Here is a 15,264-nt window from a genome sequence, read left to right as displayed (position 1 = left end):
ATTCGCCTCAGCCCGTTGCCTAGCGGATGTTCGGGTCGAAGGTGAAGATCACCAGCGTGCCCAGAAGGATGGTGAACACCGTGGCGGTGTAGAGCAGGCCCTTCAGCCACAGCCGCGTGTTGGCGCGCTCCGCGTAGTCGTTGATGACGGTACGCAGACCGTTGGCGCCGTGCAGCATGGCCAGCCACAGCATCAGCAGGTCCCAGACCTGCCAGAACGGGGAAGCCCAGCGGCCGGCGACGAAGGCGAAGCCGACCTTGGAGACGCCGCCGTCCAGCACCAGCTGGATCAGCAGGTGGCCGATGACGAGGACGACCAGCACGATGCCCGAGAGGCGCATGAAGAGCCACGCGGCCATCTCGAAGTTGCCGCGGGTCGAGCGCGGGGTCTTGCCGGTCCGCTTGCGCGGGGCCTCGATGTAGGGCGCCGGGTTGTCGGCGTCGTAGAGGGACAGGCCCGTCACGGCGCCGTCGGAGCCGATCGCCTGGGCGGAAGAAGTGTCAGAAGACATGCGTGTCACTCCCCGAACAGAACGCGGTAGGCGTGGCCGAGGACGGGGTACAGGGCCCCGATCATCAGCACGATCCAGATGCCCACGACGCTCCAGAGCATCTGCTTCTGGTAGCGGGGGCCCTTGGACCAGAAGTCCACGGCGATGACACGGAGACCGTTGAGCGCGTGGAAGAGGATGGCGGCCACGAGGCCGTACTCCAGCAGCGCGACGATCGGAGTCTTGTAGGTAGCCACGACATCGTCGTACGCCTCAGGGGAGACGCGGACGAGAGCGGTGTCGAGGACGTGTACGAACAGGAAGAAGAAAATGAGGACGCCGGTGACTCGATGAGCCACCCAGGACCACATTCCTTCCCGGCCGCGGTACAACGTTCCAGCCGGCACGGAAAACCCTCCGGAAGCGGGGCGGGGGCCAGCCGGCTTCTTTGTCGGTCGGGCCCGGCCGGGTACGGTCCACCGGCCCCGGACATCGTAGCGACGCTTCGTCGGTTCCCTCGCGCGGGGTCCGCTGGTGTGATCAAACAGGCACGGACGGCCTATCCCGCAGGGGCAAATAGGCCGAAATCAGCCGCTGACAGGCCGTCGTCCGGGTCCTGGCGGCCGGATGCGGCCAGCCGGTCGAGCAGACCCAGCAGCCGGGAGCGGGCGGCCATCCGCAGTTCGTCGGCCGCGATCGAGCGCTCCTCGTCGATCTCGTGACCCATCCTGCGGCGGATCGAGGCCAGCAGCTGGCTTATCTGCTCCTCCGGCGGATGGCCGTCCAGGCAGATCACGAAGGCGTGCCCGAAGGTGCGCTCGTACTCGGCCCGGGCCGCGTCCAGCGCCACCAGCGCGGCGTAGGGCGCCCCGTGGCCGAGTTCCGCGGAGGACTCGCGGGCCAGTGCCTCGGAGAGGTCGTCCTGGGACATGTCGTACGCGGCCTCGTCGGCCGCCGCCAGCAGGGAGGCGGTGTCCGGGTAGGGGCGGTGGTCGGCCACCCTCCGGCCCCACCGGACGCTGCCGCAGCAGTGCAGCAGGGCCGTCCGGGCGTGCTCGGGCGGCAGGCCGTTGAACCGCGCCAGCCCGGCGCCCGGAGTGGAGACCGGGCCGCGGACCTGTGCCGGAAGGGGGCTGGACAGCGGAGTTCTCCTCGGGGCGCGGCGCGGGTGTACCGCCACGCTAGCGATCCCGGAGTGGGGGTGGCGTATGCATAAGGGGTTTTCACCCGGAAGTGAGCCGAAAGGATGACACCCGGGCCGGTGTGAACCGGCCGAAGAGAGGGGAGGGCGACCGAGGCCGCCACCCCCCACAGGAGAGGCCCCGGTCGCCATCCGTCACGGGCTCGTGCGACAAGCCCGTATCTGTGTCAGCGTCCGGAGTGCGTTTTCTGTCACACCTCGCTCCGCGCAGGGTTGGTTGCTGGTTGTACAACGCGTGGACGGGAGGTACGTGAAAGCCGTAACGTGCGGATTTGCGCCACACGTACAGGACGTCGAACGGGTTGGGGACTTTGCTGGGGGACGACGCGGAGCTGACCGCCGCGGTGCTCGCGGCACAGGACGGCGACGAGAGCGCGTTCCGGACTGTGTACCGCGCCGTGCACCCGCGCCTGCTCGGATACGTACGCACGCTCGTCGGGGACGGCGACGCCGAGGACGTGACCTCCGAGGCATGGCTGCAGATCGCCCGCGACCTCGGCTCCTTCACCGGAGACGCCGACCGCTTCCGCGGCTGGGCGGCACGCATCGCCCGCAACCGGGCCCTCGACCACATCCGCATGCGCGGCCGCCGGCCCGCCGTCGGCGGCGACGAGACCGAGCTGACCGGACGGGCCGCGGACTCCGACACCTACGGCGAGGCCATGGAGGCCCTCTCCACGGGCCGCACCATGGCGCTGATAGCCCAGCTCCCGCAGGACCAGGCCGAGGCCGTCGTCCTGCGGGTGGTCGTCGGCCTCGACGCGAAGAGCGCGGCCGAGACCCTGGGCAAACGGCCCGGCGCGGTCCGCACGGCGGCGCACCGGGGGCTGAAGAAGCTCGCCGAACTGCTGAACGCCGAGTCGGGTCCCGCGGGCGGGGGCGAGGCCCGGGCGCGGGTCGGCCATAATGCCGGAGACCTGGCGCGGGACCGTGACCTCGACGCCGTACCGGCGCAGCGGGCACGGGCCAAGGCCCTCGTCGAACAAACCGGTGTGACGCATTCACGTTGGCGGACGCAGAAGGACATGTGATGGCCGACGAGCACAAGGCGTGGCTGGACGGAGCCACGGCGGAGGAGCTGCTGCGCGGACGGGCCGCCGGGCCGGTCGTACCCGGGGGCGACCCCCGTGCCCGCGCCGAGGCCGAGCGGCTGCGCGCCGCCCTCGACGCCCTGACCCCACCGCCCGCGGGCAACGGTGAGCTGCCCGGCGAGGCCGCGGCCCTGGCCGCGTTCCGCGCGGCGCACGCGACGCGGGCCGCGGCGGCGGTCTCGGCGGCGGCGCCCGAGGCGGGCCGCTCCGGCGCGCCCGGGACGGGAGCCCCCGAAGAGCCCGTCATCGACCTGGCGCCCATACCCGTCGTACGGATCCCCGCGCAGCGCCGCTACGGCACTCCCGTCCGCTTCGGGCTGGCGGCCGCGCTGGCCGGGGTCGCGGTCGGCGGTATCGCCGCCGTCGCCGGCACCGGCCTGCTGGACCGGGCCGTGCACCTCACGGCCGGCCCCGCGCCCGCCGTGTCGGTCAGCGCCGACTCGGACCGCACCCCCGCCGGGGAGACGGCCGGCCCCACCCCCGAGGTCCCGCAGCTGCGGCCCACCCCGGAGGGCGGCGGCGGGCTCGCCTCTCCCGGCCCCGGCTTCTCGCTGCCGCCGGGCGGGCAGACCCGTGTCCCCCTGGACACCGTCCCCAGCGTGTCGCTGCCGCCCGGCGCGGCGACGACGCCCGGCACGGGAGGCGGCGGCGCGGCGGGCACCGACGGCACCCGCAACACGTTCACCGACAAGGACGGCGGCGGCGACGGCAGCGCCGACGAGGACGGCAAGGAGGCGGGCAAGGACCGCCCCGAGAACCTGTGCCGGGACCACCTCGCGAACAGGCTGGCCGAGGACCGCAAGGAGTACCTCGCCCGCATCGCCGGCGGACTCGCCAAGGTGCCGCGCTTCTGCGCGACCCTGCTGGACGCGCCCCGCTCGGGCACCCCGCAGGGCGGCTCCGTCGACCCGGGCAGCGTCGTCCTCCCCTCGCCGACGACGGCGGACCCGGGCGGCCCGCTGGGCTTCCGCACCCGCTGACGGGGGTCGGGAACCGGTCTGCGAACGCGGCTCGGAACACCCGGAAACACGGGGCGGAATCGTTTCCGCACCGGCCCGTGCGCACGGCAGTAACACTTTTCGAACCGCCGGCGCAGTACAGAACGAGCCGACTGGTCATCGGCCGCGCGAGAGCCGGGGTTCCCCCCGTACCCCTGGGCTCTGCGCACCCGGCGCGGGCGGGGCACGTTCCCCCGGCCCTGCCCGCGCCCTCTCTCCTCCCACGGCTGCGGCCGGTCGGCCGGCCGAATCACCGTCACCAGTAGACGACGACCTTGTCGCCGACCTTCACCTGGTCGAACAGCGCCGCCAGCTTCTGCTTGTCCCGGACGTTCACGCAGCCGTGCGAGGCGCCGGCGTAGCCGCGGGCCGCGAAGTCGGCCGAGTAGTGCACCGCCTGGCCCTGACTGAAGAACATCGAGTACGGCATCGGCGTGTGGTAGATCGTCGAGGTCCAGTCCTTCGCCTTCCACTCCACCTGGAACAGGCCCTCGCGGGTCGGCGTGTTCTCCGAGCCGAAGCGCACGTCCATCGTGGAGACCACCCTGCCGTCGATCATCCAGGCGAGGGTGCGGCTCTCCTTGCTGATGCACATCACCCGGCCCTGCAGGCAGTGCGGGTCCGGGGCGGCCGGCTCGTTGGTGGTCGGCGGGCGCAGCTCCTCCTCCGTGGGCTTCCTGCTGAGGCCCTGGAGCCTGTGCCAGGTGGCCTCGTCCACCGCGCCGGTCGCGCCGAGCCCCTGCTGCGACTGGAAGGTCTTCACGGCGGCGGTCGTCTTCGAGCCGTAGAAGCCGGTGGGCGCCACCGACATCAGCTTCAGCTGCCTCAGCCGGGCCTGGAGCTCGCGGACCTGGTCGCTCTCGTCGCCGTTGGCCATGACCGGCTTGACGGCCGGGGCCGCGGACCCCGACGGCGGGGCCGGGGCCGGGGCCGAGGAGGGGGGCGGGGCCGACGGGGAGGACGAGGGGGACGAGGACGGCGAGGGCGACGGAGCGGGTGAGGAGGCGCCCGGCTTGTCGTCCTGCCCGGACGGGGACGCCGAGGGGGGAGCGACCGGTGCGGACCGCGCCGCCGGAGCGGAACCGGAATGCTGGGGACCGCAGGCGGTCGCGGCGAACGCGACGGCGGCGGCAAGGCCGAGCGTGCGGATGGTGACTCTCTGTCGGTGCATTCGCGGTTCCCCCGAATTCGTCGTCGTGTATCTGGGTGATGCCTCACGGGCGTGGACAGTTGCGGACGAACCCGCGATGTTGCGCCATTGTGACCAGCGGCCGTCGCGGGCGCGGTCGTACCGGCCCCGGGCCGGTCGGCTCCACGGACACGGAGGGTGCACGACATGGTCCGTCCCACGGCCCGCACCGAGAGCGGGATCCCGATCGAACCGGTCTACGGGCCATCGGCCCTGACGGGCTGGGACCCGGCGGGCAGCCTCGGGGCGCCGGGGGAGTACCCGTTCACCCGCGGCATCCACCCCGCGATGTACACGGCCCGGCCCTGGACCATGCGCCAGTACGCCGGCTTCGGCACGGCCGCCGAGTCCAACGCCCGCTTCCGCCGCCTCATCGAGGGCGGGGGCACCGGCCTGTCCGTGGCCTTCGACCTGCCCACCCAGATGGGCCACGACTCCGACGCCCCCCTCGCCGCCGGGGAGGTCGGCAAGGTCGGCGTCGCCGTCGACTCCGTCGAGGACCTGCGCGTGCTCTTCGAGGACATCCCCCTCGACCGCGTCTCCACCTCGATGACGATCAACGCCCCGGCCGCCCTGCTGCTCCTGATGTACCAGCTCGTCGCCGAGGAGCGGGGCATCGCGGGCGCCCGGCTGACCGGCACGATCCAGAACGACGTCCTGAAGGAGTACATCGCGCGCGGGACGTACGTCTTCCCGCCCGGTCCCTCCCTGCGGCTGACCGCCGACACCTTCCGCTACTGCCGCGCCGAGCTCCCCCGGTGGAACACCATCTCCGTCTCCGGCTACCACATGGCCGAGGCGGGCGCCTCGCCTGTCCAGGAGGTCGCCTTCACCCTGGCCGACGCGATCGCCTACGTCCGGACGGCGCTCGCCGCCGGGATGGCCGTCGACGAGTTCGCCCCCCGCCTGTCCTTCTTCTTCGTCGCCCGCACGACCCTCCTGGAGGAGGTGGCCAAGTTCCGGGCGGCCCGGCGGATCTGGGCCCGCGTCATGCGCGAGCAGTTCGGCGCGAAGGACCCCCGGTCGCTGATGCTGCGCTTCCACACCCAGACCGCCGGGGTCCAGCTGACGGCGCAGCAGCCCGAGCTCAACCTCGTACGGGTGGGCGTGCAGGCGCTGGCCGCGGTCCTCGGCGGCACCCAGTCGCTGCACACCAACTCCTTCGACGAGGCCATCGCCCTGCCCACGGAGAAGGCGGCCCGGCTGGCGCTGCGGACCCAGCAGGTGCTGGCCTACGAGACGGACGTGCCGCACACCGTCGACCCCTTCGCCGGGTCCTACGCCGTGGAGCGGATGACGGACCAGCTGGAGGAGGCGGCCCTGGCCCTGATGCGGCGGGTCGAGGACCTCGGCGGGGCGGTCGCGGCGATCGAGGCCGGGTTCCAGAAGGGGGAGATCGAGGCCAACGCCTACCGGATCGCGCGGGAGCAGGAGGCCGGGGCGCGGACCGTGGTCGGGGTCAACCGCTTCGCGCTGGAACGGGAGGAGCCGTACGCGCCGCTGCGCGTCGATCCGGCGATCGAGGTCCGGCAGTGCGAGGCGCTGGCCCGGCTGCGGGCCGGGCGGGACGCGGAGGCGGTGCGGTCCACGCTGGAGGAGCTGCGGGAGGCGGCCGCCGGAGCGGAGGAGAACGTGCTGTACCCGATGAAGGAGGCGCTGCGGGCGCGGGCCACGGTCGGGGAGGTGTGCGGGGTGCTGCGGGAGGTCTGGGGGACGTACGAGCCGTCGGGTCTCGGTGCGTGAAACACACTGGCATGACAGGTGCGTACCTGTGGGACACTCCTGCCCATGCTGGGTGTGACAGATCTTCCTACTTATTTCGCCGCCGTGGTGCTGATCGTCCTGCTGCCGGGGCCGAACTCCCTCTACGTCCTCTCCGTCGCCTCGCGGCGCGGGGTGAGGCAGGGCTACAAGGCCGCCTGCGGCGTGTTCACCGGTGACACCGTGCTCATGGTGCTCGCGGCCGTCGGCGCGGGCGCGCTGCTCCAGGCCAGCCCGGTGCTGTTCACCGTGGTCAAGGTGCTCGGGGCCGGCTACCTGGGCTGGCTGGCCGTCGGCATGATGCGGGCCGCGTGGGCGATGTGGCAGGCGCGCCGGACGCGCGACGAGGAGCCGGAGCCGGACGGCCCGGAGGCGGCGGGCGCGGCCGAGCGCCCGTACCGGCGGGCGCTGCTGGTCAGCCTGCTCAACCCGAAGGCCATCCTGTTCCTGCTGTCGTTCTTCGTGCAGTTCGTCGACCCGGGGTACGCCTACCCCGCACTGTCGTTCCTGCTACTCGGGACCGTCTCCCAGCTGGTCAGCCTCCTCTACCTGTCCACCCTGATCTTCACGGGCACCCGCCTGTCGGCCGCCTTCCGCCGCCGCAAGCGGCTGTCGGCCGGGGCGACCTCGGCGGCGGGCGTGATCTTCCTGGGCTTCGCAGCCAAGCTCGCCGTCAGCTGACGGGCGCCGCCTGACCCGCGCAGGCCTCCGGGCGCCGCCCGGCCCGCGCCCGCCCGCGGCCATTGACCGGCCCGCGCCCGCCTCCGGCCATCGCCCGAGGGGCGTCAGAAGCCGGCGCCCAGCCGGCCCAGCCGCCTGCGCAGCCGGTGCGCCGCCCGCCGCACGGCGCGGCTGCGCGGCAGGAACGCCAGCCGCCGCGGGATCCCGCCCGGCAGCCCCAGGGCGGTCAGCCTGCGGCGTCCGAAGTAGCGCCGGGTGTACGGGTCCAGGTGCCGCGCCAGGTACGCCTCGGCCCCGGGGCGGCGCTCCGGCAGGATCCGGGGCTGCATGGTGAAGCCCACCGCCGAGACCAGTCCGGGCAGGTCGGCGGGGGGATCCCGCGGCGGCCCGTCCAGGTCCGGGACCAGCGCGTCCACCAGCGTCAGCGGGATCCGGTTGCTGTTCTGGTACGGGACCAGCCGGCCCAGCACGGACGCCGTGCCGGTCCGCGCCACCGGGATCCCGTACAGCGCCCGGGCCGTCAGCAGCCCCGTCGAGAAGCAGCCCACCACCAGCGCCGGGCGCAGCCGCTGGTAGAGGGTCTCGGCCAGCACCGGCGCGTCCAGCACGGTCAGCCGGGCCCCGAGCCGGGCGGCCTCGGCCTCGGCTCGCCGCCAGTAGGCCGCGGGGGCGCCGGGGTGCGGTTTGAAGACCAGGTCCCGGTGTCCCCACTCGTAGGCGCCGCGCACCATCGAGGCGTGCAGTTCCTCCTCCTCGTCCGGGGACATCAGCTCCAGCGCGGACAGGTACTGGCCCAGCAGCAGGGCGGGGGGCTCTTCCCCGGCCCCGTCCCCGTCCCCTCCCGCGGCCGTGAGGCCGGCTCCGGGCGGGTTCCCCAGGTCGGCCAGTTCGGCGAAGACCTTCAGGGCGGCCGGCGCCGGCACCAGCTCACCCCGCACCCCGAACTCGGTCAGCAGCAGCGGCTCCAGCCCCGGGACCAGGTCCAGGTGCAGCACCCGCCGCACCCGCATCCCGATCTGCGGGTCGAGCCGGAAGCGGGTGGGCCCGTACGACATGAGCCCGTCGGCGTAGACGTCGATCGCGGCGCCCGGGAACAGCCGGCACAGGCTCTGCGCGGGCGGCACCTGGAGGGACTCCACGACCAGCTCGACCCGGTCCTCGCCCAGGCCCCACGACCGCCGCAGCTGCCGCTCCCACAGCGGGACGTCCTCCGGGCGCGGCGCCCAGACGCTCGGGTGCTGCGGGGCGACGACCGCGTTCCAGTCGAGCACCTCGTCGAAGCGGGTGCGCAGCGCGGCGAAGCCCGGCATGGCGTCGAGGCCCGGCGTGATCTCGGGAGCTGGGGAGTGGTTGCTGGTCAGCAGGATCCGGCGACCGGCCGGCGGGAGGCAGCCGGCGTCGAGGGCGGCGGCGAGGGTGGCCGTGCCGTAGAGGGTGGAGGCGAGGAAGAGCTGCGTCACGTTCACGCGGCGGCCCCCGGGGCCCCGGCGGTGGCGGGGGCGGTCCTGCGGCGCAGCCTGCGCAGCAGGGCGGAGCGGTCGGCGTCCATCGAGTCCAGGGCCCCGTCCAGCGCCGCGCGCGGCAGGCGGCCGAGCGCGTCCGCACTCATCGACCGGAGTTTTTTCGCCACGGCCGGTTCGAACCTTTCGATCGAGCCGATATGGTGCGCGATAATCGCGCAATACGTTCGGACGGCCTTGGGGATCAGGAGTTCGGATTCCCGGTCGGCGGCCGTGTCCGCGATCACCTGGTCGAATGCCCGAATGAAATCGAGCTGGCGCTCGTCCCCGATCTGCGTCAACGAGGTGGAAATGCCCCGCCGGTAGAAGATCCCCGGCAGGCCGACCGCCGCGAACGACCGCGCCTCCCGGTGCAGCCGCCAGATCCACGGCCGGTCCTCGGCCGTCCGCAGCCCGTCGGTGAAGTGCAGCAGCCCCCGGTCCAGCAGCCGCCGGTGGTACATCCCGGCCCAGGCGTACGGATAGTCCACCGCGGTGGCCCGCGAGGCCGGCAGGATCCCGGCGCGGGGGTCGGCCACCACCCGCTCCGGCCCGTACGGAACCCGCTGCACGGCCCGCTCCCGGCCCGTCGCCTGCACATGGTCGGTACGGACGAAGTCGCAGTTCAGAGCCTCGATGGCGGCGAGCGTGCGGGACAGGTGGCCCGGTGCCAGCCAGTCGTCGCCGTCCAGGAAGGCGACGTACTCCCCGCGCGCCGCGTCCAGCCCGGTGTTGCGGGCGGTCGCCAGCCCGCCGTTGCGCTCCCGTCTCAGCAGCACCGCCCCCGGCAGGGTCGCCGCGGCGCGCTCCAGCAGCGCGGGCGTCCCGTCCGTCGAACGGTCGTCGACGAGCAGGAACTCGAAGTCCTCGCGGGCATTGAGTCCGAGGCTCCTCAGGGCATCCGGTGCGTATGTCCGCACGTTGTAGAACGGCACGACGACAGAGAGCTTGAGCACCCGCGAGACCCTAGGGTGCGGCCCGGCATTCACCGTGGCCCCGACGCGTATTCCGTGTGAACGACGCGGGGCGGTCCCGTTAACCAGGGCGCTTTCGCATTTCGTCGACGGGTTGTTAACCCGCCGTTGTGCGCTCGTTGGGCCGACCACCGGAAATGCGGAATAGCTTCTGCCGGGTGCCAGTGCCACTCAGAAGAAGCCCGGCCGATCAGCGGATCGCCGTACTCGCCGATTCCGACACGCGATGGAAATGGGGCGCCCACACGGCCCGCCGCCTCACCCCCTCCGACACCCCCGCCGGCCACCGGATCACCGGCTACCTCCTGCGCGGCCGGGCCACCCCCACCGCACGCCAGCTCGGCGAGGCGGGGGTCGGCGCGGACACCGCACCGGTGGAGGTCACCTGCGCGGAGTTCCTCGCGGAGCTCGGGCGCGAACGTCACGACGTGGTCGTCCTCGCCCTCGTCGGCGGCGCCGTCCAGGCCGTCCTGCACGGGGCCCGCGCCCTGTGGCCGGAGCCGTCGGCCCGGCCCGTGTTCGTCACCGGGTACGTGGGCGTCGTCTACGAGAAGCTCGCCGACGGGCTGCTGCTGCGGCACGGCGCCGACCTGGTCCTCGCCAACTCCCGCCACGACGCCGAGCGCTTCCGCGCCGTCTACACGGGCGTGGGCGCCGACCCGGACGCCGTCACCGAGACCGCCCTGCCGTTCCTGGCGGGGGCCCGGTACGAGCCCGCCGGGGCCCGGACCCACCGGGTGGTCTTCGCGGTGCAGCCCTCCGTGCCCGAGAGCCGCGCCGACCGGGCCTACCTGCTGGGCCGGGCCGCCGGACACGCGCGGCTGCACCCGGACCGCGAGGTCCTGGTCAAACTGCGCAGCCGGCCCGGGGAGCACACCACCCACCTGGAGGAACACCCCTACCAGCGCCTGGCCGAACGCCTCCCCGGCGGCCTCCCGCCCAACTGCCGCCTCGTCTACGGGCACATGGGCGAGGTCCTCGACGGCACCGACCTGCTGGTCACCGTCTCCTCCACGGCCGCCCTGGAGTCCCTCCACCGGGGCATCCCGACCGCCGTCCTGACCGACCTCGGCATCCGCGAGGCCCTCGGCAACCAGCACTTCCTCGGCTCGGGCTGCCTGGCCTCCTGGAACCAGCTCGACGCCGGCCTGCTGCCCCAGGGCGACCCCGCCTGGCTCGCGGCCCACGGCGTCCCCGCCGCCGGGCCGGCGGAGCCCGGCCCCGACCCCTACGCGCGCGCCCGGGAGCGGGTCGCCGGGCTGCTCGCGCGGGAGCGGCTCGCGCCCGTGGCGCCGTACTACACCGCCGAGACCGCCCCCGGCTACCTCCCCGGGATCCTCGCCCGCCAGCACCTCGCCCCCGACGGGACCCCGCTGCCGGGGGCCCTGCGGCGCGCGGACGAGCGGTCGGCGGCGCGGCGGTGGGTACGGGGACGGCTGCGCGAGGCCGCGCGGGGGGCCTACCGGCACGGGGTGCAGCGCGTGGCCCCGGCGATCCGCCGGCTGGGCGAGCTGTGAGCGCCCGGGCCCGCACCACCGCGGGGCAGGGGCCCCGCAGGGTCCTCGCCGTGATCCCGGCCCGCGGCGGCTCCAAGGGGGTCCCGGGCAAGAACACCGCACGCGTCGGCGGGGTCCCGCTGGTCACCCGCGCCGTACGCGCCTGCCGGGCCGCACCCACCGTCACCGACGTGGGTCCTGGAGGTCGACGACCCGCACGACCTCGCCCGCGCCCGCCTCCTGGCCCCCTCCTCGACCCGGCTCCCGCACCCCGCCCACCCCGCCCGCCCCAGCGAAGGACACCCGAGGCCATGACCGTCGCCCCCCTCACCCCCCGCCTGCGCACCCTCGGCCCGCGCATCGCCGGTCCCGGCCGGCCGGTCTACGTCGTCGGCGAGATCGGCATCAACCACAACGGCGACCTCGGCACCGCCTTCGCCCTCGTCGACGCCGCCGCCGAGGCCGGATGCGACGCGGTCAAGTTCCAGAAGCGCACCCCGGAGATCTGCACCCCCCGCGACCAGTGGCACGTCGAACGCGACACCCCCTGGGGCCGCATGACCTACATCGACTACCGCCACCGCGTCGAGTTCGGCGAGGCCGACTACCTCGCCATCGACGAGCACTGCGCCAAGCGCGGCATCGACTGGTTCGCCTCCCCCTGGGACACGGAGGCCGTCGCCTTCCTGGAGAAGTTCGACCTCCCCGCCCACAAGGTGGCCTCCGCCTGCCTCACCGACGACGAGCTGCTGCGCGCCGTGCGCGCCACCGGCCGCACGGTCGTCCTCTCCACCGGCATGTCCACCCCGAAGCAGATCCGGCACGCCGTCGAGGTGCTCGGCAGCGAGAACATCCTGCTCTGCCACGCCACCTCGACCTACCCGGCCAAGGCCGAGGAGCTCAACCTGCGGATGATCAACACCCTCCAGGAGGAGTACCCGAACGTCCCCGTCGGCTACTCCGGCCACGAGACGGGCCTGCAGACCACCCTGGCCGCCGTCGCCCTCGGCGCCGTCCTCGTCGAGCGGCACATCACCCTCGACCGCGCCATGTGGGGCTCCGACCAGGCCGCCTCCGTCGAGCCCGGCGGCCTCGCCCGCCTCGTGCGCGACATCCGCACCATCGAGACCGCCCTCGGCGACGGCGTCAAGAAGGTCTACGACTCCGAGCTCGCCCCCATGAAGAAGCTCCGCCGGGTCCGGGGCACCCTCCCGGCCCCCGCCCCCGCGGCGTCCTGACCGTCCCCGTCCTCCTCCCCAGAGCGGAGTACGTCGTGAACACCTCAGCCCCCACCCTCGCCCTCGTGGAGAGCCCGGTCCAGCTCCTCAACGTGCTGGAGTGGGCCCACGCCCGGCGCGGGGGCGGCCCGCTGCTGACCGCCGTCCCCCGCCAGCCCGGCGTCGCCGACCGGCGCCGGACCGACCCGCGCCCGCCCGCCGACCGGCTGCGCATCGTCGTCCTCCCCCCGACCGACCCGATGTCCCGGGGCCAGCTGCGCCGGGTCGCCGGGATCGCCCGGGGCGAGGGCCACGCCGTGCACTGGCAGGAGGCCCGCGGCGGCTCCGGCTCTCCGGCGGGCGCCCTGGCCGCCCTCGCGCCCGCGGTGCGCCGCGCGGAGCGGATCGTGGTCGGCGACCCCTTCTCCCGCTTCCTCCAGCTGCTGCTGGTCCCGGCCCGGGCCGCCGAGCTGGTCGTCGTGGACGACGGCACCGCGACCCTGGAGTTCGTCGCGCAGCTCGGCCGCGGCGAGCGGCTGCGCCGCTGGCACCGCACCGGCGGCGGGGCCGCGTCCCGGGTGCGGGAGCTCGCGTACGCCCCGGTGTCGGGCACCGCGCGGCGCCGGCTGACCCCGCGCGCCGGGCACGCCGTCGAGCTGTTCACCTCGATGCCGGTCGATCCGCCGGACGGGGCCCGGCTGCGGGTCAACGACTTCGCCTGGACCCGGGCCCGCTTCGGCCCGCCCCGCCTGACCAAGGGCACCGACCTGGTCGGCACCTCCCTGGTGGAGACCGGGGTGGTCGACCCGTTCCGCTACCTGGACGCGGTACGGGCCCTGGCCCGCGAGCACGGGGTGACCCGGTACTTCGCGCACCGCCGGGAGTCGCCGGAGAAGCTGCGCGCGCTGAGCGAGGCGACGGGGCTGGAGATCGTGCGCCCGGACCTGCCGCTGGAGCTGGTCGCCCGGAGGGGCCCCATCGGGCGTACCGTCGTCAGTTTTCCGTCCACGGTCGTCCACACGCTGCCGTACGCGCTCACCGGCACCGGTGTGACGGTCGCCGTGTGCGGCATCGACCCCGCCTGGCTCACCGCCACCGCCTCGCCCAAGGCCCGCGGGTTCCTCGCGGGCGTCATCGACACCGCCCGTGATGTGCGCAGACTCCCCCTCGGCGCGGCTCCTGCGGCCGGATGAGCGCGCGAGTTTACCCCCGGGCGCATCCGATCATGCGTCCAGAGGTCGCTTTTCTTTCCCCTAACGGCATGAATTTCTGGTGATCTCCAGACAGTTGACCCATCCGTGCGCCTACCCTTAAACGGGTGAACCAGTTGATGTCCCGCGAGTCCCTGCCCGCCCTGCCCGGCAAGCCCGACCGGCCCGAGCTGCCCGGCAAGCTTCCGGATCACCTGCGTGCCGAACTGATCGCCTTCCGCCGCGACTTGCACATGCATCCCGAACTAGGGCACCAGGAGTTCCGCACCACGGCGGCGATCAAGGCGCGGCTGGAGCAGGCGGGGCTGCGACCACGCGTACTGAAGTCCGGCACGGGGCTGATCTGCGACGTCGGCACCTGGGACCGGGGACGGCCGATGCTGGCCATGCGCGCGGACATCGACGCCCTGCCCATCCCCGACGCCAAGACCCACGCCCCCTACCGCTCGACCGTCCCGGACCGCGCCCACGCCTGCGGCCACGACGTGCACACCTCCGTCGTCCTCGGCGCCGGCCTGGTGCTGGCCGAGCTCGACCGGCAGGGGCTGCTGCCGCGCCCGGTGCGGCTGCTGTTCCAGCCCGCCGAGGAGGTGCTTCCGGGAGGGGCGACCGAGGCGATCGACTCCGGGGTGCTGGAGGGCGTCGGCCAGATGATCGCGGTGCACTGCGACCCGCGCGTGGACGCGGGCCGGATCGGGCTGAGGGCCGGCCCGATCACCTCGGCCTGCGACCGGCTGGAGGTCACGCTCACGGGCCCCGGCGGCCACACCGCCCGCCCGCACCTGACCACCGACATGATCACGGCCGCGGCCCGGGTCGCCGTCGACGTGCCGGCCCTGCTGGCCCGCCGGATGGACGCCCGCTCGGGCATGTCCGTCACCTGGGGCCGGATCGAGTCCGGACACGCCTGCAACGTCATCCCGATGCACGCCGAGCTCTCCGGCACGGTCCGCTGCCTGGACCTGAACGCCTGGTACGAGGCCCCGGACGCGATCCACTCCGCGATCGACGAGGTCGCGACCATGCACGGCGCCAAGTTCGAGATCAACCACGTGCGCGGGGTGCCGCCCGTGGTGAACGACCCGGTGGTCGCCGAACTGCTGCGGGAGTCCATGGCGGCCCGTCGCGGCGCCGAGTCCGTCGAGGACACCGAACAGAGCCTCGGCGGCGAGGACTTCTCCTGGTACCTGGAGCACGTCCCGGGCGCCATGGCCCGCCTCGGCGTCCGCAAGCCCGGTGACACCGCCAAGCGCGACCTGCACCGGGGTGACTTCGACGTCGACGAGTCCGCGATCGCGGTCGGCGTGGAGTTCTTCACGGCCGCCGCCCTGCTCGACGGGCTCCGTTCAAGGCCCTCCGCGTAAAAAATCAAGCAAAGCTCTGTACAACATCCGCGGGTCCCCTGCCGGACCTGTCCAACCCTTGGTACACAAGGGTTGGACAGGTCTGCGGTTAC

At 73.7% G+C, this 15,264-nt stretch carries 14 protein-coding genes and 1 pseudogene; 9 read left to right on the top strand and 6 right to left on the bottom strand.

What is annotated here, in order from left to right; translation table 11 throughout:
- Window positions 1-19: 19 nt before the first annotated feature.
- From ACFY15_RS04280 to ACFY15_RS04270, 3 genes are all read right to left on the bottom strand, one after another.
- Entirely contained in the window at window positions 20-511 is a 492-nt protein-coding gene (locus ACFY15_RS04280) for a succinate dehydrogenase hydrophobic membrane anchor subunit (RefSeq protein ID WP_390687706.1), read from the bottom strand.
- 5 nt (window positions 512-516) lie between these two features.
- Entirely contained in the window at window positions 517-897 is a 381-nt protein-coding gene (gene sdhC, locus ACFY15_RS04275) for a succinate dehydrogenase, cytochrome b556 subunit (protein WP_390687707.1), read from the bottom strand.
- A gap of 152 nt (window positions 898-1,049) precedes the next feature.
- On the bottom strand, window positions 1,050-1,670 hold the full coding sequence (locus tag ACFY15_RS04270; protein WP_390824964.1) for a 2-oxo-4-hydroxy-4-carboxy-5-ureidoimidazoline decarboxylase: 621 nt from the start codon (window positions 1,668-1,670) through the stop codon (window positions 1,050-1,052).
- 332 nt (window positions 1,671-2,002) lie between these two features.
- On the opposite strand from ACFY15_RS04270, the gene ACFY15_RS04265 reads away from it, so the two are divergent.
- Together ACFY15_RS04265 and ACFY15_RS04260 are read left to right on the top strand one after the other, a co-directional pair.
- Window positions 2,003-2,722 (top strand): RNA polymerase sigma factor, encoded by a 720-nt coding sequence (locus ACFY15_RS04265; protein ID WP_390825044.1) that lies wholly within the window; start codon window positions 2,003-2,005, stop codon window positions 2,720-2,722.
- A complete protein-coding gene (locus tag ACFY15_RS04260; RefSeq protein WP_390824963.1) occupies window positions 2,722-3,762 on the top strand; it encodes a hypothetical protein in 1,041 nt (346 codons plus the stop codon). The genes ACFY15_RS04265 and ACFY15_RS04260 overlap by 1 nt, the downstream gene beginning before the upstream one ends.
- 274 nt (window positions 3,763-4,036) lie before the next feature.
- On the opposite strand, the gene ACFY15_RS04255 is transcribed toward ACFY15_RS04260, so the two are convergent.
- Window positions 4,037-4,951: a peptidoglycan-binding protein gene (locus tag ACFY15_RS04255; protein WP_390824962.1), complete on the bottom strand. Its 915-nt coding sequence runs from the start codon at window positions 4,949-4,951 to the stop codon at window positions 4,037-4,039.
- Window positions 4,952-5,116: 165 nt separating this feature from the next.
- Here ACFY15_RS04255 and ACFY15_RS04250 point away from each other — a divergent pair, with 165 nt between their 5' ends.
- Together ACFY15_RS04250 and leuE are read left to right on the top strand one after the other, a co-directional pair.
- Window positions 5,117-6,712, top strand: a complete 1,596-nt coding sequence (locus tag ACFY15_RS04250; protein ID WP_390824961.1) for a methylmalonyl-CoA mutase — start codon at window positions 5,117-5,119, stop codon at window positions 6,710-6,712.
- 45 nt (window positions 6,713-6,757) lie between these two features.
- Window positions 6,758-7,411, top strand: a complete 654-nt coding sequence (gene leuE / locus ACFY15_RS04245; RefSeq protein WP_390687712.1) for a leucine efflux protein LeuE — start codon at window positions 6,758-6,760, stop codon at window positions 7,409-7,411.
- 104 nt (window positions 7,412-7,515) lie between these two features.
- Here the strand turns inward: leuE and ACFY15_RS04240 are convergent, their stop codons facing one another.
- Window positions 7,516-8,877, bottom strand: a complete 1,362-nt coding sequence (locus tag ACFY15_RS04240; protein WP_390824960.1) for a polysialyltransferase family glycosyltransferase — start codon at window positions 8,875-8,877, stop codon at window positions 7,516-7,518.
- Window positions 8,874-9,866 (bottom strand): glycosyltransferase family 2 protein, encoded by a 993-nt coding sequence (locus tag ACFY15_RS04235; RefSeq protein WP_390687714.1) that lies wholly within the window; start codon window positions 9,864-9,866, stop codon window positions 8,874-8,876. The genes ACFY15_RS04240 and ACFY15_RS04235 overlap by 4 nt, the downstream gene beginning before the upstream one ends.
- Window positions 9,867-10,021: 155 nt before the next feature.
- On the opposite strand from ACFY15_RS04235, the gene ACFY15_RS04230 reads away from it, so the two are divergent.
- The 5 genes and pseudogenes from ACFY15_RS04230 (at window position 10,022) to ACFY15_RS04210 (ending at window position 15,172) form a co-directional block, all read left to right on the top strand.
- Window positions 10,022-11,401, top strand: a complete 1,380-nt coding sequence (locus tag ACFY15_RS04230; protein ID WP_390824959.1) for a DUF6716 putative glycosyltransferase — start codon at window positions 10,022-10,024, stop codon at window positions 11,399-11,401.
- Window positions 11,398-11,574 (top strand): annotated as a pseudogene (locus tag ACFY15_RS04225) (cytidylyltransferase domain-containing protein); the annotation flags it as partial. The gene ACFY15_RS04230 and the pseudogene ACFY15_RS04225, both read left to right, overlap by 4 nt.
- A 117-nt stretch (window positions 11,575-11,691) precedes the next feature.
- A complete protein-coding gene (locus ACFY15_RS04220; protein WP_390687774.1) occupies window positions 11,692-12,618 on the top strand; it encodes an N-acetylneuraminate synthase family protein in 927 nt (308 codons plus the stop codon).
- A 35-nt stretch (window positions 12,619-12,653) separates the two neighbouring features.
- Entirely contained in the window at window positions 12,654-13,790 is a 1,137-nt protein-coding gene (locus ACFY15_RS04215; protein WP_390824958.1) for a hypothetical protein, read from the top strand.
- A 137-nt stretch (window positions 13,791-13,927) separates the two neighbouring features.
- Window positions 13,928-15,172, top strand: a complete 1,245-nt coding sequence (locus tag ACFY15_RS04210) for an amidohydrolase (RefSeq protein WP_390825043.1) — start codon at window positions 13,928-13,930, stop codon at window positions 15,170-15,172.
- The last annotated feature ends 92 nt before the right edge of the window (window positions 15,173-15,264 follow it).

Origin of the sequence: Streptomyces sp. NPDC001373, from assembly GCF_042895815.1 — a bacterium.
Taxonomy (GTDB): domain Bacteria; phylum Actinomycetota; class Actinomycetes; order Streptomycetales; family Streptomycetaceae; genus Streptomyces.
This window is presented reverse-complemented; position numbering and strand designations above follow the sequence as displayed.